The sequence below is a fragment of the Methanobacterium sp. genome, assembly GCA_012838205.1.
Lineage (GTDB): Archaea > Methanobacteriota > Methanobacteria > Methanobacteriales > Methanobacteriaceae > Methanobacterium.
Window position 1 is genome coordinate 1 of the sequence record DUPR01000022.1, and the last position, 25000, is coordinate 25000.

Sequence of the window (25000 nt, forward strand, 5' to 3'; positions counted from 1 at the left end):
GTTGCTTCCACATCACGTTTAACATTATCATATTCCATCTTCAAACTCGAATAATCATTTTTCAAGGATACTAATTCATCATGCGCCGTGCTTGAAGTTGCATCTGCAGATATGAAAGATGATAATGATTCAAATCCCAAGTAGGCTAAAATGCCCACTGTGGCTACTATCAATACAATTCCCATTATTGAAATGGTCATTGACGTAACCTTAAACATTCTTAATCTTGATCGTTTCATTCAGTCACCTATTAAATTTTATTTAATAAATAATGTTTAAAGGGAAATAAAACTGATTTTTAAAGGAATTTTACCTTTTTTAAAAAAAGGAGTACTTTCTATTATAACTCACTATCATATATTATCTGATTTAATCTAATATTTATATTCAGTCCGTTCATTAATCAATTTTTTCACTCCCATTTTTTTCAAAAAAAATAGACCTAATATGGCTCTGTCCAAAAACTGGGGGGGTTGAGTGCCGAAAGCCTTTATCTGATTTAAGATTTCTTTTCTGATGTTTTTTCATGACATTAACCCATTTTTAATCTACATTATCAGTTTAATGGTTTTAGGAAATGTTTTTTGGAATTGATTTTCCAATTTATTTGAAATTCGTTCGATATTTTCATCATCAAGGTATGTAAAGAAGTTTTTAAACTAAGACATTGATTAATCCATGATAATTGATTGAATAACCTTTAAATAACCTTTAATTTAATTTATTATAATTTCATCAGCCACAATTAATATTCTGTTTTATTGTCGAATAAATACTGTCGAATAAAGTAAATCGGTAATTCCAAACACTGTTAAGTTTAATCCATTCAACGTTAAAGATGCAATGTCCAGAATAACAGTTGTTTATTTCTTTTTCATGGGTTTCATATCCGAGAATCCAGTTTTCAATTTTTTTGTCTTGAAAATATTGATTCCTGTGTATTTTTTAATTTTTATAGGCGATTTTACGGCATTAATATCTCTTTAAACTGGTTTTTCTCATATTTAGATAAACATTCACAAAAATAGGAAACTTTATAACTCTGATCAAAAACTATCAATTGAAACAAGTGTTTTTTAGGCTAAATATGATAAATACCATACTCCAATTACTATAATAGCTTTTTGTTTTTTTTATTTAAGAAAATAAGTATTATTAAAAGAATTTATTTATCAAAACATAAATTTCAAAAACACCCCAATTTTTGACAGTCCCCCTAAATTACTACTAAAAAAAGGCATGTAACAATTGAATAAATTTAAAAATTGATATTAGATTAAAAGTAGTTTATTTGTATAACGATCGTAGTTATTACATTTTTTTAAAAGATTTAAAGTAATTATACACTTTTTTTATTTAATTTTTTTTATGAGAAAATAATTTTATAATAGAAGGGATTATAGTTAGACGATGGAAACTTCAGTTCAGACTACAACAGATAAAACTAAAAATCCTGTGGCCAAGTTCGAGGAATTCTTTAGTACCAAGTATAAAGACACTGTATTTGAGGCTTTGGAAAAATATCCAGACCAAAAATCAGCCATAGTGGATTATGTGGAGCTAGAGATGTTCGACCCGGACCTGGCTGATTTATTGATCGAAAAACCGGAAGAAGTGATTAAGGCTGCCTCAAAAGCCATTGGGAACATTGACCCCCTTCGAAAGAATGCTGAACTGCATATTCGTTTTGAAAATGTGAGTAACAATATCCCCTTACGCTTCTTACGAAGTAAATATATTGGAAAATTAGTGGCAGTGGATGGAATCGTTCGTAAGACCGATGAAATCCGTCCACGTATTTTAAAGGCCATATTTGAGTGTCGCAGTTGCATGCGGCTGCATGAAGTGCAACAGAAAAGTAATCTCATTACTGAACCAGCACTCTGCCAAGAATGTGGAGGTCGTTCTTTCCGAATCCTGCAGGAAGAATCTGAATTCCTGGACACCCAATCCACCAAAGTCCAGGAACCCCTGGAAAACCTTTCAGGAGGTGAACAACCCCGTCAGATAAGCGTGGTGCTTGAAGATGACTTGGTGGACACAGTGACCCCGGGAGACGTGGTTCGAATAACCGGAACCATGAAAACAGTTCGGGATGAAAAAACCAAACGTTTCAAGAATTATATCTATGGTAACTACATTTCAGCCTTGGAACAGGAATTCGAAGAGTTGCAGATAAGTCCTGAAGATGAAGAAGAGATTAGAGATTTGGCTGCTAACCCAGATGTTTATAACAAAATCATCAATTCAACTGCACCATCCATCAAAGGTTACCGAGAAGTTAAAGAGGCTATTGCCCTCCAATTGTTTGGTGGATCCGCTAAAGAACTGGAAGATAAAACCAGGATCAGAGGAGATATTCACATTCTAATTGTGGGAGACCCTGGAATAGGTAAATCCCAGATGCTTAAATATGTTTCTAAGCTGGCACCACGAGGAATTTACACCAGTGGTAAAGGAACCAGTGGAGTGGGACTGACTGCTGCAGCAGTAAGGGATGAATTCGGTGGCTGGTCTTTAGAAGCAGGTGCACTTGTTTTGGGTGATAAAGGTAATGTTTGTGTCGATGAACTGGACAAAATGCGGCCAGAAGATCGATCGGCAATTCACGAAGCACTGGAACAACAAACCATTAGTATAGCAAAAGCCGGTATTATGGCTACTTTAAACTCACGTTGCTCGGTTTTGGCAGCGGCAAACCCAAAATTTGGACGTTTTGATCGTTATAAATCGATAGCAGAGCAGATAAACCTGCCATCTACAATATTATCACGTTTTGATTTGATTTTTGTGGTTGAGGACAAGCCAGATGTGGAAAGAGACAGTGCACTGGCCAGTCACATCCTAAATATTCACCGAGATACTTCTATACCATATGAAATAGATCCGGAGCTCCTCAGAAAGTACATTGCCTATGCTCGGAGAGAAATACACCCACATCTGACTAACGAAGCTATGGATGTTCTTAGAGAGTTCTATGTGGGTATGCGTGGAGGGGCCTCAGATGAAGATTCCCCAGTACCTATAACTGCTAGACAATTAGAGGCACTGGTCCGTCTGGCTGAAGCAAGCGCTAAAATTCGATTAGGAGATGAAGTTACTGCAGATGATGCAAAACGTGCTGTTAGTCTGCAAGAAAAATGTTTAAAACAAGTAGGGTATGATCCAGAGACTGGTAAAGTTGATATCGACAAGGTTGAAGGACGAACACCCAAATCTGATCGGGACAAAATTAGAGTGGTTCAGGAAATCATCAAAGAACTTGAAGAAGAGTATGGAGGAAGAGCCCCCACCAATATACTTATAACTGAAATGCGAGATAGATATAATATGAGCCAGGAAAAGGTTGAAGACCTGATCCGCCAGTTAAAACGAAAAGGAATCATTTATGAACCTCAGCAGGGCTACCTTCGGGTTGCTTAAGCTTTAAACATCTTAAATTTTTCTTTATTCAAGTAAATTCATTTAACGAGTTTTATTCAAATTTTATTTAAAGGAGGTATTGATTATGAGCGATTATGAAGAATTATTGGATAGGGCTATTGAGCAGATCCCCCCACAAGCCAGGGAAACCAAAAGGTTCTCTGTGCCTAAGGCCTACTCCATTATCCAGGGAAACAGGACAATCATACAAAATTTTGGAGAAGTAACCGACGCAATGAACAGGGACCCCCAACATGTTCTTAAGTTTCTGTTAAGAGAGTTAGGTACTGCTGGTAACTTGGAGGGAAACCGAGCCATAATGCAGGGAAAATTCACCCATTATCTGATTAATGAACGGATGGACGATTATGTGAAACGCTTTATCATGTGTCACGAGTGTAACCGTCCTGACACTAAAATCATAAGGGAAGACCGTATTTTCATCTTGAAATGTGAAGCATGCGGTGCTAAAGCCCCTTTGAAGACTCTTTAATTCCCCCCCTCTTTTTTTATCTCATTTTTGTGTTTAAAAATTACATTTTTAAAGCAAATCAGATACCATGTTCTGTATTGAGTGCGGTAAAGAAAACGTAAAACTCTATGAAGGTCGTTGCAGCTCCTGTTTTGCATCTGGAAACACATTAATCACTATTCCTTCAGATATGACAGTTGAATTTTGTGCTCACTGCTCATCAATTCATGCAGGTGACAAGTGGTTGGAGCGTAAACAGTCCGAAGAGGATATCATAGCCGAAAAAATAGTCCAAGAATCTGTGCCAGATGAAAATGCCGAAGATATCGTTCTGGAAATAGATCCAATTAACCAAAAAGGATCAATATTGGAGATGTTAGTGAAAGCCAGTGGTAAAGTCTTGGAAGTGCCTGTAAAAAGAGAATTTACTTTAAAGGTTAAACTAAACCGAAGTGTGTGTCCAGAATGCAGTAAACATGCTTCAGGATATTATGAAGCAGTGCTGCAGTTGAGGGGAGATAAAAGACCGTTAAGTTCTGTCGAAATAAAGATTGCTGATGAAATTATTGAAAAAAACTTGGAAAAGTTATTCCATAAAAACCGCATGGCTTATCTAACCCAGAAAGTAGAAATAAAAGGGGGTTTTGACTATTATTTTGGTTCTTATAAAGCTGCCCGGAAGATTTCAAATGCTTTGAAAGACCAAATGGGGGGTTTAATAGGAGAATCACCTCGACTCATGGGCAGAGACAAATCAGCGGGAAAAGATCTTTATAGAATATGGATATCTTTCAGACTCCCTTTTTTCCATAAAGGTGATTTCATTACTCATGATAAACACATTGGCTTGGTAATCGATATAAATGGTAAAAGGATACTTATCCATGACTTGGAAACAATGGATAAAATTTCATTATCTTGGCGTGAATACTCCAATTTACAGTTGGCAGCCCATGGAAAAGAGATTAAAACTACCACTGTAACCTCCAAAACTCCGACTAAAATCCAGTTACTTCACCCGGAAACATATCAACCCATTGATCTGGATTTATTACCTGAATTTTCAGATATAAACATTGGCGACCAGGTGAAAGTGGTGGAAATCTTGGAAAAAATCTATATCCTACCCTCAAATATTCTCCTGGAATAAAGTTGGAATTAGAAAATAATTATTTTATTGAAATGAAAATAGGTAAATTAAGTTAGACGGATAGTATTAGATAGAATGTATAAAAAATTCAAATATAATCTCTGGATAAACAGTGCAAAGATGGTGACAGCATGGACATTGATTCAACAAGAAATATTATAAAAAAAGGTGCTCTGGAGGTGGTAACTCCAGATGAACTCGACGAAAAAATCAGAAAAAATCAGAAAACTGCATATATAGGATATGAACCCTCCGGTAAGGTGCATTTGGGCCATGCCATCACTGTGAAAAAGATGATAGACCTAGAAAAAGCAGGTTTCAAAGTAAAGATACTCCTAGCTGATCTTCATGCTTTTCTCAATGGTAAGGGCAGTCTTGAGGAAATAAAAGAAATTTCTGATTATAATGCTAAATGTTTCAGGGCTTTGGGGCTTTCTGAAGAAGCTGAATTTATTTTAGGGAGTAGCTTCCAAACTCGGGAAGATTACACCATGAAAGTTTATCAATTAGCGCTTTTAACCACTTTAACTCGGGCTAAAAGGAGTATGGCCCAAATTACCCGGGATGCTGAGGATCATCAGGTAGCAGAGGTCATTTATCCATTGATGCAAGTCGTGGATATGTTGTTTTTAGATGTGGACTTGGCTGTGGGAGGTATGGAACAGAGGAAAATTCATATGTTGGCACGTGACAACTTACCTAAATTAGGATTTCAATCACCAGTCTGTATTCACACCCCTCTTTTGCATGGTACTGATGGATCTGATAAAATGTCATCTAGTAAGGAAAACTTCATAGCCATAGATGATGAGCCAAAGGTGATCAAAAAGAAAATCAAAAAGAGTTACTGTCCTGCTGGTGAGATTGAAGGAAACCCCATAATAGAAATAGCCCATCATTTCATATTCAGCGAAGAGGATAGGCTGGTTATTAAAAGGCCGGATAAATTCGGCGGAAATTTGGATTTAACCCAGGAAGAACTCTTAAAAATGTATAAAAATAGAGATTTGCATCCTTTAGATTTGAAAAATAGTGTTGCAGATTGTTTAGCGGATATCTTAGAGCCAGTTCGGAATTATCTTAAAAAAAACTCATAAATGAATCAATGGATTAAAAAGGTGTTAGTATGGATGAAGAGATGATGTACGAGATGAGAATTCCTGCAGGGATTACTGAAAGGATTATGATCGAAGTTATAAATGAATTTGGTCTTGAACTTAAAAGTACGGATTATGGACCAGTGCTTCTTGGTAAAAAGGAGGATTTAGAAAAAGCTCAGGATCATATTGTAAAAGCCCTTAATCAACGCCTTAAAGAGTTAGAAAAACGTTGACCCCGGGAATTTTTCAGACAATCCTGTTTTCTTTAAGGTCTGTCAACAATAATAATATTCTTTATTCTTATTTTCTATGCCAATAAAGAGAGTATCAATTGTTAAATACACATTCCTAATTTACGTGCAACAATTCTTTTAATATCATCATGTACCTTGTTGAATCCATTATTAGCATTTACCACCATGAAATCGTGCTGTTGGGCAAGTTTTAGGTATTTATTCCGGACATTATCCAGGAAATTTTTCTCTTCAAAGCTGTCTATTCCTTCACATCTTTTTAGAGCAGTTTCAGTATCCACATCCAATAGTATTACCAAATCTGGTTTTAGGGCGTATTGATTTATTTGGGCTATCCATTCTGTTCCGTTCTGGTAAGCCAAGCTGGAGTAAAATGAACGGTCACTGAGTATAACTTGATTCATCTTTTCTTTTCTGCGGATTTCATCCATAAGAAGGGTTCGGTCAGCTGCAAAAAGGAGTGCTAAAGTTCTTTGGAAGTTTTCATCCTGCGCACCAGGTTTTTTTAGCATCTTACGAATAAGCAGACCTACTGGAGAATCAGTTGGTTCTCTTATCAAAGTTACAGAGAGTCCGCAATCTTTTAACCATTTGGTCAAGCTTTTAAGTTGTGTGGATTTACCTGAACCATCAATTCCTTCCATACAAATGTACATGCTCTTTCTTTCCTCAAAATTCTTAATAAAACTTTGTTAAATCTAATCAAATTCATTATCATATTTATTTTCTATGTTTATTTAGTATTTTTTTACTATCCTGGACACTCTAAAATAAAATCCAAATTCTCTTATAGGTGGAGGAAGTACTTTAAGATTCATGGATGCTGGTGATATTTTAGGCTTGGTTTTTGTCTATGGGTCTGTAAAATTTTAAAATAGTTTAAATTGGAATAAGATAATACGAAAGGCTTAATAACCAGAAAAATATTATTAAAAAGACTTTCTATTAAATTCTGTTTATCAATTACCCAGACGATCCATTAAAATAAAAATAATTACAAAAATAATATAAGGGTTTCATAAAAAAATTTGTCATTCATGTTTCATAAGAAGACATCATGGGGGGTATGGAAATCTTGGAAAAAGAAGAACTGATAGATCAGATAGAAGAAACTGAGATGGAAAGAGCACCTGGGAAAAGGGATAGCTGGGAAAAACACATCGACCTTGAAGATGGCAATATCTTGATCGTTGGTTATGAGGAAGAAGAATCATTCAGTGAACACAACCCTGGAGAAGAGGTTGTTACTAATTATTATTGGTACTGGGAGCTTAGAGATGAGAAAAACTGGGATGTGATTTTTGACAATCATGAAAAAGAGTTCAGTTTCTGTGAATCAACAGTAGGTGAATACACGGACCAAGACCGGGTTGAGGATATAGTGGGTGATATTGAAGAAGAAAATGTTTGCACTTGGAGCGAACAGGACTGGATCGAAGATATCTCCGAAAAAATAGCTGAAGAAGTTCTAGAATGGTTAAAAAACCCTTAAAAAGATGATAAAAGAAGAAAATAATTATTTACTATTTTTTCCTTTTCATCTCACGTTTTTTCATTATTATAAAGTAAATCACAATCAAGATAATTATCACAGTTATTATATTGCCAATGTATGCAATTTTATCTTCTAAAATCATGTACACGTTTCCAGAGAACCAGGCTAATAATCCCCAACCTAATATTTGAACAGCAGAGCCTAAAAAGGTGATAATCAAATATTTTTTCAAATCATAATGGATTATGCCACAAAACAGATTGACTGCTATGGCGGGAATAACTGGGAAGCAACGTGCCAAGAAAATGAATAATTCATCATAACGGCTTTCATCTACTTTTTTCCCAACAGATTCAATATCTTGAACCGAAACCCCCAAATATTTACCTGTTCGTTCAATAAATGGCATTCCCAGTTTATAAGCGAGTGCATAATAAACAAGTGAGCCTAATGTGATTCCCAGGGAAGCGGGAATTATTATTTTAATGAATAAAGTACCTAAAGCAGCCAGTGAAAAACTGGTTCCTTTAAGAATCACAAAGGTAGAGCTAACAACTATGAGACTGGCAGGGATGGGAACAATTATCTGTTCCAGTATACATCCTAAAAATACTGCTAAGGATGTGTGGCTAATTATCAAAGATTCTATGGATTTAATAATTGTTGTGAACATGACACCCACTTTAACTTAGTTTAAGCTCCTCATTACTTTTTAGATCGCCATCTTTGTATAATATAAGTATGCCTACAAACATCAGTACACCAAACAGTAACTGAGTTATTTTTAAAGGTTCTCCCAGTACTATAAATGCAATAAATGCTCCGAAAAGAGAGCTGGTAGAAAATATTGATCCGGTTCGCGTGGATCCAATTTCCCTGATTGCAAGGTATATGAGAACTACAGAAAAACTCATGCAAAACCATGCAATGCACAGTAAAATTGGTAACATATCTAGTTGTAAATTAAAGCTTAAACCCAGATAAGAAGATACTGTAAACAGAATCATGCCACCAATGCCACATTTTAAACCAGTTAAAAAGAATATATCTCGCTTATCACTCAAAAACTTGGTCAACGTAGTGTCCATGCTCCAAAAAAAACATGCTACAATTATTAGAAGACTGCCAAATAAATTTTCATCGAAAGTGAGATTTTGAAGATTGTTAGTGCTCAAAAAAATAGCACCTAACAGCAAAAAAGCAAACCCAACTATATCTTTAAGTTGAACCTTTTCTTTCAGGAAGAGAATGCCTAAAATAATGATGAAGAGAATTTCAAAATTTGTTAAAAAAGCAGCATTGACTGCGGTTATCTGGTTCAACCCATTCAAATATAATGCCGGACCTATGAAAGCTCCGAAAAGTGCTGTTAAAAATAAGGTAAAGTAATTTCTTCGGGAAATTTTTATTTTAACCCTGCTTTCTCTGTGGATAATCTTAAGTATGTGGTTGTGTAAAGGGGAAAACCTAATCATGAATAGAAAAACACTGGCCAACATATAAACCATGGCTGCCAATGTCAGGGGATGTAGATAGTTTAGTAAAATTTTATCCAACGTTATCCAAACCCCAAATAACACAGCCACTATTATTGCACTAAAATATCCCCAAAAACGATTCATATTACGCCCTGCTTTTATTTATATTACAGATAAATTAGTTGGAATGATTTAATTAGTTATGGGAAAATGAGTAGTATGTAAAAAATTAGGTGTCATCAGTTTAAATCCAATAGTTAGATTTCTGTTAATTTGGAATCATTTGAATGCCCACAGTCAATAATAAACGAAAATGATAAAAGAACAATAGGTACGCCATTCATCTTTATTAATAGGAATGTAGACAAGAGGTAGTATGAAAACAGCTTTTATTGGTGTTTATGATGATGGAAATTTAAGGACTTGGTATAATTTTTTTAAAATGCCCAACTAGAAGATTAAGGTTATATCTTCTATTTTTCATCTAATCCCCATTTTTTCCTGAATTTCAATTTCAAATCGGAGCTCATCCAATGGCTGCCATCACAGTAGGGTTTATTTTCCGATTTTCCACAACGACAGAGTGTAACCCGGTTCCGGGTTTCATACTTTGTACCATCTGCTGATTCCATTGGTATTCCACCCCTAACCCAGATTGGGCCTGGACATTTCTTCTGTTGGTCGTGTATCAAGACAATGGATGGTTTGAATTCTTTTTCGAATGGTTTTCCAGTTTTTTTATCCCACAGTACCAGTCTTCCAGAGGGGCAGATCATGGCTTGTTGAATTGCTGTTTTTCTAGCTTCTGGAACATTAGATTGGGCAATTAGTTTCCTAATTCCACCGGATCTGAGACAGAACCTGGAGTGATCACAAAATTCAGGAGCATCGGTTAATCTCAATTCAGGACCTTCATATATTTGAGATCTTTCAATGTAAGGTGTTTTACTGGCTGTTTCAGTGCCATCGAATTTAATGTTGTTATGTTCACCATCACAGTATGGTTTATTTTTTGATGCACCGCAACGGCAAAGGGTGTAAGTATCTTTTAGGGGCAATTCTTTTTCATCAGTCAAGTCCTTAGTGTGACCAGCTTCATCAGTTATTATTGTCTGTTCATACAAGGGAACACTGCCCGAAACAATGTAAGGCCCGTCTTTTACTATTTTAATCTTCATTTTATTCTCTGAAGGATTATTATCAGTCATTTAAAAATCACCACTGAATTTTATGAGTTGAGATTTACTAAGTGTTTTTTAAATAAATAAATTAATGATGCTAATTTAATGATTTACTGTGTTATAAACTGAATATATAATAATATTAGAAGCAGAAGAGTATATAATTTATTGAAATAATCTATTGAAAAACACTTAAGGAGGATTTGAAGCTTTTGATGACAATATACACATTGATTCCAATTTTACTTATTCTGATCATGATAGCTGCTTTTTCTATACTCTGGCCCCTAGCCATTGGTGCAGCGTACTCTCCTTCATCTAGGAGAGTGGTTCGGAAAATGTTAAATATGGCAGATGTCACCCCAGAAGATTTGGTCTATGATTTGGGATCAGGCGATGGTAGAATTGTTACAGAAGCTGTACAAAGATACAACGCATTGGGAGTGGGAGTGGAGGCTGATCCGATCCGTGTGATATGGTCCAAGGCAAATATCTATAAATTAGGATTACAGGGGCACGTGAAAATAATTTGGGGAAACCTATTTCACCAGAATCTCAGCCAAGCTACAGTGGTTATCCTATTCCTCTGGGGCAGAACCAATGAAAAATTGAAGAAAAAACTCCAGGAAGAACTTGAACCTGGGACTCGGGTTGTGTCTTACATTTGGAAATTCAAAGATTGGACTCCCAGCAAAGTAGATGAAAAGGAACGGATATATCTTTATATTATTGGAGAAAGTGATAAACCCCTTAAAAAAAACAATAAAGAGTATTCATAGAAAGTAGGCATTGGTGATTTAATCTCGGAAATGATGATTCAATCTAGGGTAATAATTATAACTTATTGATTTCAGCTCATTTTCTTTTTTAAAGTTGGAAAAATGAAGTTAAATATGGGGAACCAGCAGCAAACGCTAAAAATATGATCCCCATCCCTATTTTGATTCTTTTAGAAATTTTTCGAGTGTTTTCAAGGGATTGATCTTTTAATATGGATATTGCTGATGATAAGAACACAATAATTGCAATTAAGAGAATAATTAAATAGTATATGCTGAATATTCCTATAAAATAGAGTATTGGACTAGTTAAACTGGCAATTATCATGAAAAAGCTAGCAATAATTGAGGAATTCCTTTTACCGTATAATATGGGTAGGGTTGTGGCTCCTTCCTTTTTATCACCCACCATATCCTCCATATCCTTCACAATTTCCCGGGCCATGGTCATTAAAAAGGCAAAAAATCCTAGATAAACTGAGATCGTTATCTGGTCAACTGCAATTCCACCAAACACGAAACACAATCCTGTTAAAAAGGATATGGCTATGTTTCCAATCAAACATTTTGTCTTCAGATCACGAGCATAAAATATCATCAAAATAGAGCTAAAAAAGGCAATACTTCCAAGGAGAACGTTTATTAAAAGGGCAATTAGGATTCCCACTGTAGACAAAGTGATTGAATAGATTAATGCTTTTTTTAGGGTAATTCTCCCTGAGGGGATGGGACGTTCTGGTTTGTTAACTGCATCAATTTTATGATCAAAGTAGTCGTTTATGCTGTTCCCAGCCCCGGTAACAATGAACACTACCACTGAAGCCATTGCCACCTCCAATGTGAATTTTCCACTTATTATTGCCATTAACAAAATGGCAATAACTGCCATTATAGCATTCCCTGGCCTCAATATTTCTATATAGGGATTCATAATACTACACCCAGTTCATTGGAAGATAAAATATTGATTTGTTTTATAATAAATTATTCCCTTTTAAAAATTAATATTCTGGCTTGTATAACCTTTTTATTTATTCAAGTTCACCATGACCGGAATTGTCAGATTTTCTGGCTATTTTCTCCAATTCTTCCTTGCATTTGGCTAAGTCTCTTCTGATTAATAACATTTTCAAGTAAAAATAAATGGCTAATACCAATAATATGAAAACCAAGATTAATAAAAATCCAGTTACAATTCCGGTTGCCATTGCTTGCCAGAGAATAGTAAATCCATAAATCAAGTAGAAAATTGCTCCCATGGCCCCAATTATCACTGCCAGTGTAATGACTATTTTCAAAGTTTTCAAGAGTTGTTCAGTTTCCATATTCTCACTTAGCCTATTTTATAATAGAATTTTTTTATATAATTTGCCTATAAAAGATATTGTAAAATCCATTTGATCCATACTTTGAATATCCCATTAGTTTGTGAGTAAAAAATGTCTAATATCCGTATACCAGAACTTTTAGCACCTGCAGGTTCCATTGATACTTTAAAGGCAAGTGTTAATGCCGGGGCAGATGCAGTTTACCTTTCAGGTGAAAGATTTGGAGCCAGGCAATTTGCCCCTAATTTCAACTTGAAAGAAATGGAGGAAGCCATCAAATACGCTCATCTGCGCGGTGTGAAAGTCTACATTACTGTAAACACCCTTATCCATGAAGATGAATTATTTAAGGTAGGTGATTATCTAGTTCAACTTTACAGTATAGGGGCCGATGCAGTGATTGTGCAAGATCTGGGTGTGGCTAGTCTGGCTAAAAAGATCGTGCCTGACTTGAACTTGCATTGTTCAACCCAGATGACTATTCATAATCCCCAAGGAGTTAGTTGGGCTGCGGATAATGGGTTCAAGAGGGTGATTCTCGCCAGGGAGATGAGCTTGGAAGAGGTTGAATTTTCTGCCAAGGCAAATAAAAATCGGAAAATAGAATTGGAAGTTTTTGCTCATGGTGCAATTTGTTACTCCTATTCTGGACAATGCCTCCTTTCATCTATTATCGGAGGTAGAAGTGGTAATCGAGGAATGTGTGCTCAGCCATGTCGGAAAAATTACCAGTTAGTAATGGTCAAAACAGACAAATCCGGTAAATATATGGAGTTTGAGGAAATCCCCTTAAATGATCATTTTCTTCTATCAACCAAAGACCTTGCCATTTATTCCCACCTAGAAGAGGTAGCAAAATCATCGGTGGATTCTATTAAAATCGAAGGCAGAATGAAACCCCCAGAATATGTTGCTAACGTAATAAAAGTATATAGGGATGCTTTGAACTCATTATCCAAGGGAAAGTGGAACCCCAGTAACCATGAAATGTCACAGCTTAAACTGTGTTTTAACAGAGGCTTAACTGATGGTTGGATTTTTAATAAAACTTCATCAGTCATGGGAAGAGACCATCCAGGAAATCGAGGCTTATACTTAGGACAAGTCATGAATCATCCGAAAAAACAAGGTTATACAGTTATAAAAAGGAAATCTGAGGTTGTGCTTGAAAAAGGCGATGGAATTATATTTAAAGATCCTGAAAAAACAGGGCCATCAGCCAATTTTTGGGGAACCATACTTGAGCATAATCCCACCACTGTAAAAGATAATTTATTCATAAAACTAGACAAAGATGTGAAAATTGGTAGTGATGTTTTCATAACCCGTAGAAAATCCATGATTCATGAAGCAGAAGAAATAGTTAAAAATATTAATTTGCCTCACAAAATTCCCCTGGAAATTGAAATTAAATGGAATGAAACATTCACTCCTCTGGCTAAAGTAACTGCATCACCACCCCATCTAGAAAATATTAAAATTAAATATAAAGCAGATTTTTCAATGGAAAAAGCCATAAAAAAACCATTATCAACTGAAACAATTAGTAAACATCTTCTCAAAACAGGGGGAACCCCATTTCACATCCGAAACGTGCTTATAGATTATCCTGGAAATTTATTTACTCCAATTAGTAATCTGAATCACTTACGCAGAGAAATTCTGGAAGAAGTTCAACGAAAAATCTTGAAAAAATATCTGCCATCTTCTAAAGAAGTTGGATTAGTCAAATCCCGTCTTGATAGTTGGAAAAAAGATGAAAAATTGGATAAAAAAATTAATTATAATGATAAACTTGGAGATATTAATTTAGCCATTTATGTGGACTCTGTTCGTTCATTTAAGGCTGCTCTTGAATTAGGGTGCAAAAAGATTTATTTCCAACCAAAAATTGAATATATGGGGCGTGATGAATCTGATGATAATTTTTATTGCATAAAACATTCTCATGATTATGAAACATATTTTGAAAAGATTCATTCCTCTTTAAAAGAAGTCGCATCCCTCTGTAATGAATCAGACTTGGAATTAATCTGGAAGTGGCCGGATATTACCAGCCAAAATTTTATCATGGGCGCAACTAATCTCCTTAACCCTTTAGAAGAAAATACTATAGATGGAGTTATGGTTGGCAACTTAGGCGCGATGTGGAGCTTAAAAGAAGATTTTAGTTCAGTCAAAATATATGGATCTGAAAGATTAAACATCTGGAATCACATGGCAACTGGTGAAATCTCAAAATATATACATAACATTACATTATCCCCTGAATTATCCCAGAAACACTTGCAAAAACTGATGTCAAATTGCAAAGTTCTTTATCCGAATCATGATTTTGGGTTTTTGATCCAGGGAAATTTGGAAGCTATAGTGAGCAAAGACTGCCTTTGGAATTTGTTGCCAGATAAAGGGATAATTGGAAAACTGAACCATTCATGCCATTTAGGAATTAAAGACTCCAAAAACAGAATATTTCCTGTGGAAATTGACCAGGAGTACAGGACCCATATTTTTAATTCCGTGGAATTGTGTCTTATTGATTATCTTCCTCAACTTTCGAAGATGGGATTGGACAATCTGATTATTGATGCAAGGAATAAACCAGTTAATTATATACAGAATATTTTACCAATTTACCAGAAAGCACGGGAATTTACGGTTAATAGTGTCCCTAATTTGGGTAATAAATTAGATTTACTAAAAAAAAGAGTTAAAAAAAATTCAAACGGGGGGATAACAACCGGGAACTTTATAAGGGGTGTTGAAAACGATTAATTAACACTTGAGTGGTTTTAGTATTTTTTCGGATGTTAAGAAAGTTTTCCAGGGATTGCAGATTTTAAAAGGGTAAGTTTAGCCATTGAAAGAGTCCCATCATCTTTAATGCTATGTAAATTAAGAGCATAATAAAGAGGTATCTTAACTTTTTTTCGGGTAGTCTGTGAGCAGCTTGAACACCAACATGAGACATTGGAATACTAGTAACAGTAAGAGCAACGAGTTGCACAATATTTATGTAACCAATGGAGTATTGAGGTAGTCCAGTTGCAAATATACCTGTGCATAGATAAGTTATAATTCCCCCAGCCGATGCAAAAGCAATGAACGCCATTGATGTGCCAATTGCCTTGTGTATTGGGAATTTAAGGAGTATATTAAGAATTGGCACCATTACCACACCCCCACCAATACCCAGTAGTCCAGATAGGTAACCTCCTACACAACCCCAAATGGAGTAGGAAGATCTGGAATGAAATTGTTTTTCTCCAGATTCAGAATATTTGAATCCAACCATCCAAAAAGCACTAAATAATGCCACAATACCAAACACAAAACTTAAAATTCCAACTGAAGCATAACTAGCAGTTAAAGCACCTAATATGCCCCCAAACAATCCCGATACTCCTAGAATTATTGCTGGTTTAATTTGGACTGCACCACGTCTCCAATGCCCCCATGCACCGTTTAAAGCAGTGGGGAGGATCACTGCCAAGCTGGTGGCAAACGCCACTCTTAAAGCAGTGCTTGGAACAATACCAATTAAAGTGAGGAGAAAAAACTGGATGGGAACCATTATAAAACCGCCCCCCACCCCCAGAAGGCCAGAAGTAAAGCCTACAAATGCACCAGTAACTAGAAGAATTGTCAAATATGTAAATAACTCCATAAAATCATTCCCTAATTAAAAACTGGTTCCAGTAATAAGATGTATTGTTTTGGGTTACATTAAAACTTAATCTTAGTTATTAGCTTTGATTCGAAAAAAATAGTTTTAGATATAGATTTTTTGGAAAATATTCGGCTTGGTAAAAGTTTTCAAAATAAAATCTTTATATTCTAAAGGAGCATAGTAAATCAGTGCCAAAATACATAAAATTAACAATGAATTATTTTCAGTTCAATATGCTGAATCTGATGAAAAGTACGGTGATAAATTGGATTTGCATGATATTAAAGGCATAGGGGATAAATTAGCCTCAAAAATAATTAACCATTTCGGAACTCAGGAAGAATTCTTCCAAGCAGCACGCAATTACGAAGTCTACCAACTAGCAAATATGGAAGGAATTAGCCAACGCCGTGCAGTAGAAATCATTAATACTGTTCTTGGAAATCCTACTGAAGAATTTTTAAAAACAGAAAGGGCAATCCAAATTTACGAGGAAATTATTCATTCCATTATAAACTATGCCAACACTGAATATGCTAAAAACCGTATTTTACTCCTTAGTCCTGGTAAAGATATGGGGAAGATTCAGGAAAACATGAGTTTAGTTATGGAAGCCAAAAAAATGGCAAATCGTCTCCCCATCAATACTTTAAGAGGACTCTTAAAAAATGTTGACTATGCTGTGAATACTAAACCAAAATATGATACATCAAAAGCCATTCTAGTTGAATCCAAGGAAGATTACTCCGGTTTAATGGATCGTGGTCTTAACAAACAGGCACAGATCCTCAGTATCCAAGAAGCTGGAAGTCTTGAAGAGTTCGAACTGGTGGTTTACGTATATAGAGATGGTATTCTGGAAATGGATGAAACATCCAACATGGTTATGGTGGGTGCAGATGCTGAAGATCTGCAAATTGTCCCGGAAACTGTTTTATCATATTATTATGACAATAAGGTTCTCCTGGAAAATGTGCTGAAGATTAGAACAATATTGGGATACGGATCTGTTCTGGGAGAAGTTTTGAATATACTTGGCTCTCTTGAGTCCTCTGAAATAAATGAAAAAGATTTCGACATTGCAGTGAATCAGGCCAAAGATATTGCAGATGAGAAGTTGAAAGAAGCTATAAAAAATGTGGATCTGTCAGGTGAAGAAGTTCTTGACCTTTTAAATAAGGACATGCCGCCTAAGATTCAAGTAATTTTCGACGATATCTTAAAAGAAGCCATGGATTATATTAAAAAAGATACTGGCGTTGTTTTTGATCCTTTCATCCAGAAATATCCTCTAGAAATAGACTTTCAAGAATTAAAAAGGGTGAAAAAGCAGGAAACTGGGAAAAAAAGAGTTGAATTCTTTGAAAAAAAAGTAAATGCCGCAGTTGAGCTTGAACAACTTAAAAGTGATGTTGAATCTGAAATTCGTGAAATACTTGAATTTGACTACCAGTTCACTTTGGGCTGTTTTGCACATTATTATGATTTGCATGCACCAAGCATAGGTGATGGTTTTTATTTTAAGGATGGTTTACATCTGAATTTAGCACTTAAAGATATTTCTAAAGTTCAAAGGATTAATTACTCCCTAAAATCTCCGGAAAATGTGGTTTTATTAACTGGAGCCAATAGTGGAGGTAAAACCACTCTGCTGGAAACTTTGGCCCAGATCAGCATTATGAGTCAAATGGGGTTGCCAGTCTGTGCCAAAGAGGCCAGTGTTAAACTAGTAGATGAACTTTACTTTTTCAGCAAAAAGCGTTCTCTTGATGCAGGGGCGTTTGAATCATTCTTAAGCACATTTATGCCTATAGTAGTTAGGGATGAGGAAAAATTAATACTTCTTGATGAATTGGAGGCTATTACTGAACTTGAAGCTGCTGTTAAAATCATCTCCAGTTTCATTAATTTCATACAAGATTCTAAATCCTTTGCAATTATCGTTACCCATATGGCTCGGGAAATTCTTAAAAATACTGAGGTAAGGGTGGATGGTATCGAAGCTAAGGGTTTGGATGATGAATATAACTTGATTGTGGATCGGACCCCTCGGATGAATTATTTTGCCCGTAGTACGCCGGAGTTGATTTTGAGGATGGTTTATGAGAGATCAGAGGGTAAGTTGAAGGAAATCTATGGAAAGATGTTGGAGAGGTTTTAGGGCAAGAATTTTTTAAGTGATAACACCCAAACCCCAATGTATAAATGTTAATTTGTGTTATTGGGCCTTTTTTAAACTACGTTTATTTGAAATATGCTCATATCATCCATGTTTGGGCTGCATGCAGCCCCTCCATACATTCACCTTCAAACATTTTAGAATAAAAAATCCAAAATTTACCCTTACATCTACAGATTAATCATTATTATACTATTATTATTGGTATCCAGCAGGGGTCCCACCTTAATACAAGTTATTCCCCATAAAAGATAAAATAATCATTTTAGACTCATTGATAAATATTTCATAGGCCTAGTATTAGTTTTTTATTAAAGCACATTATAATGGGAGATGACTGATCAATAATTAAATCAGTAAAAAACAATATTATTATAAAGAACTTAAGTTTGGTGCTTGAATAATTCCGTCAACTCCCCTGATCAGCAATACAAGATTTGGGTGCGGTTATTATATGTTGGATGATATAAATTCAATGTCAGATTTGGACAAAAGGGTTCAATACTTACGTAGAACAGATGAATCAGCCTATTGTCTTTTTAAAAGAATTTACAAATTCGATTCACAAATCGGACGCCAAATTATCCCTGATTCTTTCCAAAGTAAAGTATTAAATTATTTCGGAAGGCGTGATGCCTTGGGAAATATCATTGAAACACTTGAAGAAGTAGTTGAACGAATTGAAAAACAAAAAATCACTAAAATAACCAATAAATGGACTGGTGAAAGCACTCTTTTTAACTCGTTAAGGGCTGATCGTCCTGGGATTATAGGGGCCGATCTTGAGAAAGAAAAAAAATATGTTCTGAAATTAATTAAAGAATCAGAAGAAGGATGTGATTTCTGCCAAGCAGAAAAATACACCCCTGAAGATGAGTTCGGACGAATAATAGGTAAATATTCAATTACAGCTGCTAACATAGCAAAATATGATGTTTGGAGCAGTTTAGTTATATTTAAAGATCATAATCCTCTCAACTTCTCTGGGGATGAATTTGATGATTACCTTAAAACCAGTTACACATGGTTTGAAAAGGTTTACCATAACCATCCTCAATTTGTATTCCCTTTTTTTGTCTGGAACTGCATGCCTCGTGCTGGGGCCTCTCAAATACATGGTCATTGCCAAATCCTCATGAGCAAAGAACCATATGCAGGTGTGGAAACACTCCATAAAGCATACCATAATTATAAAAAAGAAGTTGGCACTGATTTTTTTAATGATCTTTACCAAGTCCACTATTCACTGGGACTTTCTCATAAAAATGGAAATACTCGTTTTTTTGCCAACATCACACCTTTAAAGGAAAAAGAAGTAATCATCATCTCTAAAAATCCATTTGAGGATGTTAAATCAAAAAAAACTATTTTAAAAATTCTAAAGTGCTTTATTGAGTCTATGGGAGTTTTTAGTTTTAATTTATCAATATCTAGCCCTTCTTTGAATAAAAAAGAAGATTTTCCACATATTACCCGTATTGTGGACCGTGGAAGTCTCCTGAAATCCACGGCAGATATGGGTGGTATGGAGCTTTATGGAAGTTCAGTAGTGGCAAATGACCCTTACAACATAATCAACATCCTAAAAGATGTTTTTTAGCAGAATATGATATGATGTGCATATTTATCGAGGCATAATTGTCATTTCAGTTTAGATATGAGGTTGGGAGTGAATTCTTTGTCAAGATATCTTTTTGATAATCTAAAAGACCTTAAAATCTTTAAAAATGATCCTAAAACTGCTATTGTTACAGATATTGATGGAACTATTAGTGAAATTGCTCCTACTCCAGAAAAAGCATTGGTCACAAAAGCCATGCAAAATATGTTGGTTAAATTAAAGGAGAAATTTTCGATGGTAGCAGTGATTAGCGGAAGATCTGCCTTAAACGCAAGGGAAATGGTGGGAGTAGAAGGACTCCTATACGTAGGAAACCATGGAATGGAATTTCTAAAAGATGGTAAACTATCCAAGCATCCGGATGTTGAAAAATATATCCCGGTAATCAAGAAAACTGGTCAAAAACTGAAAAATGGAGATATTTCCAGTATGAAGGGCCTGATATTTGAGGATAAAGGAATTTGTTACACTATTCACTACCGTCTATCCAACCCCTCAGATAATCCTCGGGAAAAAATTTTAAAAACCCTCCATGGTGATCCTGAATGTAAAAAACTGAATATTTCAGAAGGACGTCAGTTGGTGGAGCTTAAACCTCCAATAAGTTGTGATAAAGGTACTATTCTCCATGATATAATTGAAGAATATGGTTTAGAAAAAATTATTTATTTAGGAGATGATATCACTGACCTTGATGCATTTGATAAACTCAAACAAATGCAAAATGAAGGGAAAATTAGAGGATCAAGTATTTTGGTGCTCTCCAGTGAAATACCCTCCACCGTTAAAAAAGACTCTACTTATTTTGTTAATGGCGTGGATGAAGTGCTGAAATTCTTTCAATGGCTATTTAACTAAATTAACTATTATTATACCTTAAAACATTAAACAAACTGTAAAAAACATTTTTTTTCACCACACCTTATATGTATCATAAAAAACATAATAAAGGTGTAGAAGAGGCAATACAAGGATTGCCCGTGATATAGTATGATAAAAGCAGTTTTGATGGCTGGAGGCAAAGGTAGTAGGATTCGTCCTCTTACTTTATCCCGTCCAAAACCACTGATCCCCGTGGCTAACCGACCTATGATCGAATACATTGTTGGAAAAATTAAAAAATCTGGTTTTAATGAATTAGTAGTCACTTTAAGCTATTTAAAAAGCCAGATCAAAAAACTGCTTAAAAAAAAATATCCTGATTTAAATATTAAATATTCTGTGGAAAAAAATCCATTGGGAACTGCCGGGGGAGTGAAAAAGGCAAGTAAACATATAAATGATACTTTTTTTGTTTTAAGTGGAGATGTACTAGTAGATGTGGATTTGAACGAAGTTTTACATTTCCATAAAAAAAACAACGCTCTTGCCACCATGGTACTGACCCCAGTTGAAGACCCCAGTCAGTATGGAATCGCAGTGCTGGATGATAACAATCAAATTATTAAATTTTTAGAAAAACCATCACCCCATGAAGTTTTCAGCAAAATCGCCAACACTGGCACTTACGTTCTGGAACCAGAAATTTTGGACTACATAACCAATAAAAGAGAAACTGACTTTTCTAATAACGTTTTCCCTCAATTACTAGAAGAAAAAGCAGGAATGTATGGATTCGTGCATAGAGGTTATTGGAATGATCTTGGAAGACCCAAAACATATCTTCAAGCAAACTATGATGTTTTAAACCGAAAAATCAAGCCAAAACCTTATGGTAAAAAATTAGTCGAAGGAGTGGGGAGACTTGGAGATATGTGGGTAGGTGAAGGTGCTGATATCAAAAATAAGATTAGACTAATCGGACCGGTAGTCATAGGATCTGATTGTGTTATAGAAAAAAACTGTGTGATAGGTAAAAACACAATTATCGGAGATAATGTGCATTTAGAAAAAAATACTACTGTTAAAGGCTCTGTAATTTTCCCAGATAGCAAAGTCAAGGAGGGTTCATACTTAAAGGATTGCATTGTAGATTCAAGTTGTACAATTGAAAGGGGAAGTTTTATTGAAAGTGGTGCAATTTTAGGGAGCAATGTAAAGTTAGGATCATATAGCCGAGTTAAATCAAGAAGATCCATCTACAACAGTGCTGTAATTTTACCAGAATCCATAGTTGACTCTGATTATCCCATTGTTGGATGATCAGATAAACTTTTTCACAGAAACATGGAAGGATGGGGGATAAGATGACTAAATACGTCCAAAATATCAGGGGTGTGGTGAATACAGAGATTTCAAATGAGTTTGCTTCACGTTTAGGCGTGATTGTAGGGAATTTTGTCGGCCCTAAGAAGAATGTGGTGGTGGGTAGGGATATCAATGTTCCTTCCCAAATGATCAAAAGATCAATCACTACTGGGCTGATGGCGGCCGGTGCAGATGTTATTGAATTTGGAATTGCCCCCATACCTGTAATACATTATAATAAGGATTATTATAACGCTTCAGCCATAATCACCATTAGCAAATCTCATCTAAGACCTGAAGATGTTGATATTAAAATATTCAGTGACCATGAAATTCCCCTGCAATCACATCCTAAATGTGTGACCTGGGATGAGATAGGAAATTTGCAATATGTTTATGAATACCGAGATTTTTACGAGAAAGCCATTCTCAAACAAGTTGACACGGATAACATAAAAAGTAAGGGATTTTTTTTGGTTTTAGACTATAAAGAGGAAGTTACTAAACCATTTATTCCAAGGATTTTGGATAAATTAGGTTGCGAGACTGTGTTAATAGGCAGTGTTTCTGGCCAATCAGCAGGGGATTTTCCAGAACCCAACCCCAAAAGAATGTCATTAGTTTCTGAGCTGACCACAGCAATAGGTGCAGATATGGGTATTCTTTTAGATAATGATGCTGACCGTGTAGTTTTCGTTGATCATCATGGGAACATGATCAGAGAACAGACTGTGCTCGGTATTTTTGCTAAATATATCCTTCAGGATAATCCCAATGGTAATGTCGTGTCTTCAATAGTTGCATCACAATCACTGGAAGAAATAGTATCCGGCACTGGTGGCCAACTTATTAAAACTTCAGTTGATGATGTTTTATATGAAATGGAATCTAATTGTGCAGTTTTTGGAGGGGATGAGCCAGGTATGTATGTTTTCCCAGAATTTCAGACTTGTTTCGATGGGATTTATGCGGTTGTGAAAATGTTAGAAATCATGGCCACTGAAAATAACACCATTTCTGCTCTTGCTGGGGAAATAAGAGAATATAACCGAACTGGTTTCACCATCCAATGCGAACATGAAAAAAAAGATGAGATTATTGAAACCTTCATGGCTAAGTTCGAGTATAAAAATAATATTAACACTGTGGATGGGATTAGAGTTGATTTAAAAGATTCTTTCATATTAATACGACCTTCACGCTTCGAACCACTGGTAAGAATATATATCGAATCCAAATCAGCCAAAAAATTACAAGAACTAACTGAAACTGTCAAAAAAATCATTGAAAATGTTTAATTATGGGAATTAGCGATTTTATCAATTTGAGGTGTTATTAAAATGAATTTCCCGAACCAGGACAAAATTTTAGAATTTTTAGAGGATAAAAATTTAATAGTTGTTTCCAATCGAGGTCCAGTGGAATTTTATAAATACAACAGCAAGATAAAAATGAAAAGAGGAGCAGGAGGTCTTGTTTCAACATTACTACCATTAATGGAAACCTTAAATGGTGTTTGGATTGCCAGTGCAATGACTCCAGGGGATGTGGAGATCGCTAAGCAATACCCCGATAATAGAGTACCTATTACTAAGGATAATCCTCTTTTTTGGGTGCCATTTGTGGTAGTGGAACCAGAACAGTATGAATGTTACTACAGTACAATAAGTAATCCTTTACTCTGGTTTGTTCAGCACTACATGTGGAACAGTCCTTACACCCCTGATATTGATGATCGGATACATCAAGCTTGGGAAGAAGGTTACAAATACATGAATCAGAAATTTGCTGAAAAAGTATATTCAGAAAGTAAAATTAACAATAAAGAACCACTTATAATGTTACAAGACTATCATCTCTATTTATGTCCCGCTTACATCCGAAAAAAAATGAAACATACTTTTTTAAGCCAGTTTATCCATATTCCCTGGCCTCAATCAGATTACTTTAACATTATTCCAGAATATATGAGAAAGGCTATTATTGAAGGGTTACTATCCAATAACCTTCTTGGATTCCACATCCCCAGATATGTGAACAATTTCCTTCACACTTGTGAAGAATATGTTGATGAAGTAGATTATGATAATGGAATTATCTGGCATGATGGACAATCCACCCATGTGAAAAGCTATCCAATTTCGGTAGATTATGAAGGAATTAAAGAACTGGCAAGTTCAAAAGAAGTTTCTCTAAAAGAGAAAACGATTAAAGAAATTAAAGGTAATTGCTTTCTTTTCTATCGAACAGACCGTGCAGATTTAAGTAAAAATATCATCCGTGGATTTCAAGCTTACGAACTCTTTTTGCATAAATATCCCGAGTATCATGGCAAAGTAAAGTTTTTAACCACTGGAAAACCAACCAGGCAACAGATTAGAGAATACTATGATTATTATTATGATATTATGGACATAATTGAAGAAATAAACTTAAAATTTGGTACTGATGATTGGAAACCAATAGAACTAATATTCAAAGCGGATTACAAACTTGTAGTAGCTGCTTTCAAAAATTATGACTGTATGATTGTAAATCCCATAGCAGATGGTATGAATATCGTTCCCAAAGAAGCATCGGCGGTTAACCTTAAAAAAGGCGTTATAATCTTATCAGAAAAAGCAGGTTGTTTTGAAGAACTCAAAGACAATGTATTGGCAGTGAACCCCTACGATATTAGTCA

The 25000-nt window shown here is 35.3% G+C and carries 22 protein-coding genes (1 of these 22 cut by a window edge); 14 read left to right on the forward strand and 8 right to left on the reverse strand.

Annotated features, from left to right (window positions below; genetic code table 11):
• Window positions 1–239: hypothetical protein (locus GXZ72_03000; protein HHT18511.1), on the reverse strand; the 239-nt coding region annotated here is incomplete at its 3' end.
• 1171 nt (window positions 240–1410) lie between these two features.
• Between GXZ72_03000 and GXZ72_03005 the strand changes: the two genes are divergently transcribed.
• From GXZ72_03005 to GXZ72_03025, 5 genes are all read left to right on the forward strand, one after another.
• Window positions 1411–3423, forward strand: a complete 2013-nt coding sequence (locus GXZ72_03005) for a minichromosome maintenance protein MCM (GenBank protein HHT18512.1) — start codon at window positions 1411–1413, stop codon at window positions 3421–3423.
• A gap of 85 nt (window positions 3424–3508) precedes the next feature.
• On the forward strand, window positions 3509–3916 hold the full coding sequence (locus GXZ72_03010) for a translation initiation factor IF-2 subunit beta (protein ID HHT18513.1): 408 nt from the start codon (window positions 3509–3511) through the stop codon (window positions 3914–3916).
• Between the two features lie 67 nt (window positions 3917–3983).
• Complete coding sequence (locus tag GXZ72_03015) at window positions 3984–5045, forward strand: NMD protein affecting ribosome stability and mRNA decay (protein HHT18514.1); 1062 nt, start codon at window positions 3984–3986, stop codon at window positions 5043–5045.
• Window positions 5046–5182: 137 nt separating this feature from the next.
• On the forward strand, window positions 5183–6142 hold the full coding sequence (locus GXZ72_03020) for a tyrosine--tRNA ligase (GenBank protein HHT18515.1): 960 nt from the start codon (window positions 5183–5185) through the stop codon (window positions 6140–6142).
• 29 nt (window positions 6143–6171) lie between these two features.
• On the forward strand, window positions 6172–6378 hold the full coding sequence (locus tag GXZ72_03025) for a hypothetical protein (GenBank protein HHT18516.1): 207 nt from the start codon (window positions 6172–6174) through the stop codon (window positions 6376–6378).
• Between the two features lie 101 nt (window positions 6379–6479).
• Here the strand turns inward: GXZ72_03025 and tmk are convergent, their stop codons facing one another.
• Entirely contained in the window at window positions 6480–7055 is a 576-nt protein-coding gene (tmk, locus tag GXZ72_03030) for a dTMP kinase (protein ID HHT18517.1), read from the reverse strand.
• 416 nt (window positions 7056–7471) lie between these two features.
• On the opposite strand from tmk, the gene GXZ72_03035 reads away from it, so the two are divergent.
• Entirely contained in the window at window positions 7472–7891 is a 420-nt protein-coding gene (locus tag GXZ72_03035) for a hypothetical protein (protein HHT18518.1), read from the forward strand.
• Window positions 7892–7922: 31 nt separating this feature from the next.
• Here the strand turns inward: GXZ72_03035 and GXZ72_03040 are convergent, their stop codons facing one another.
• The 3 genes from GXZ72_03040 to GXZ72_03050 form a co-directional block, all read right to left on the reverse strand.
• A complete protein-coding gene (locus tag GXZ72_03040) occupies window positions 7923–8567 on the reverse strand; it encodes a membrane-associated protein (protein HHT18519.1) in 645 nt (214 codons plus the stop codon).
• A 10-nt stretch (window positions 8568–8577) separates the two neighbouring features.
• Window positions 8578–9516, reverse strand: a complete 939-nt coding sequence (locus GXZ72_03045) for a DMT family transporter (protein ID HHT18520.1) — start codon at window positions 9514–9516, stop codon at window positions 8578–8580.
• Between the two features lie 329 nt (window positions 9517–9845).
• Window positions 9846–10580, reverse strand: coding sequence for an iron-binding protein (locus GXZ72_03050; protein ID HHT18521.1), 735 nt, complete (start codon window positions 10578–10580; stop codon window positions 9846–9848).
• Between the two features lie 230 nt (window positions 10581–10810).
• Between GXZ72_03050 and GXZ72_03055 the strand changes: the two genes are divergently transcribed.
• Window positions 10811–11332 carry an SAM-dependent methyltransferase gene (locus GXZ72_03055; GenBank protein HHT18522.1) on the forward strand — a complete coding sequence of 174 codons (522 nt, stop codon included), beginning with the start codon at window positions 10811–10813 and terminating at the stop codon, window positions 11330–11332.
• 88 nt (window positions 11333–11420) lie between these two features.
• Here GXZ72_03055 and GXZ72_03060 read toward each other — a convergent pair whose 3' ends face one another.
• Window positions 11421–12263, reverse strand: coding sequence for a UbiA family prenyltransferase (locus tag GXZ72_03060; protein HHT18523.1), 843 nt, complete (start codon window positions 12261–12263; stop codon window positions 11421–11423).
• Between the two features lie 100 nt (window positions 12264–12363).
• On the reverse strand, window positions 12364–12657 hold the full coding sequence (locus GXZ72_03065) for a hypothetical protein (GenBank protein ID HHT18524.1): 294 nt from the start codon (window positions 12655–12657) through the stop codon (window positions 12364–12366).
• A gap of 114 nt (window positions 12658–12771) precedes the next feature.
• On the opposite strand from GXZ72_03065, the gene GXZ72_03070 reads away from it, so the two are divergent.
• A complete protein-coding gene (locus GXZ72_03070) occupies window positions 12772–15435 on the forward strand; it encodes a U32 family peptidase (protein ID HHT18525.1) in 2664 nt (887 codons plus the stop codon).
• Window positions 15436–15499: 64 nt separating this feature from the next.
• Here the strand turns inward: GXZ72_03070 and GXZ72_03075 are convergent, their stop codons facing one another.
• Window positions 15500–16327, reverse strand: coding sequence for a sulfite exporter TauE/SafE family protein (locus tag GXZ72_03075; protein ID HHT18526.1), 828 nt, complete (start codon window positions 16325–16327; stop codon window positions 15500–15502).
• A gap of 268 nt (window positions 16328–16595) precedes the next feature.
• Between GXZ72_03075 and GXZ72_03080 the strand changes: the two genes are divergently transcribed.
• The 6 genes from GXZ72_03080 to GXZ72_03105 form a co-directional block, all read left to right on the forward strand.
• The gene (locus tag GXZ72_03080) at window positions 16596–18491 is read left to right on the forward strand and encodes an endonuclease MutS2 (GenBank protein HHT18527.1); all 1896 of its coding nucleotides are present in this window, start codon (window positions 16596–16598) and stop codon (window positions 18489–18491) included.
• Between the two features lie 472 nt (window positions 18492–18963).
• Window positions 18964–20109, forward strand: a complete 1146-nt coding sequence (locus tag GXZ72_03085; protein ID HHT18528.1) for a hypothetical protein — start codon at window positions 18964–18966, stop codon at window positions 20107–20109.
• Between the two features lie 78 nt (window positions 20110–20187).
• The gene (gene otsB, locus GXZ72_03090) at window positions 20188–20988 is read left to right on the forward strand and encodes a trehalose-phosphatase (protein ID HHT18529.1); all 801 of its coding nucleotides are present in this window, start codon (window positions 20188–20190) and stop codon (window positions 20986–20988) included.
• 132 nt (window positions 20989–21120) lie between these two features.
• The gene (locus GXZ72_03095) at window positions 21121–22272 is read left to right on the forward strand and encodes an NDP-sugar synthase (protein HHT18530.1); all 1152 of its coding nucleotides are present in this window, start codon (window positions 21121–21123) and stop codon (window positions 22270–22272) included.
• A 44-nt stretch (window positions 22273–22316) separates the two neighbouring features.
• The gene (locus GXZ72_03100) at window positions 22317–23615 is read left to right on the forward strand and encodes a phosphomannomutase (GenBank protein ID HHT18531.1); all 1299 of its coding nucleotides are present in this window, start codon (window positions 22317–22319) and stop codon (window positions 23613–23615) included.
• 42 nt (window positions 23616–23657) lie between these two features.
• Window positions 23658–25000 carry the 5' portion of a trehalose-6-phosphate synthase gene (locus GXZ72_03105; protein HHT18532.1) on the forward strand. It continues 154 nt past the right edge of the window, so only the first 1343 of its 1497 coding nucleotides appear in the window; the start codon lies at window positions 23658–23660; the stop codon falls past the right edge of the window.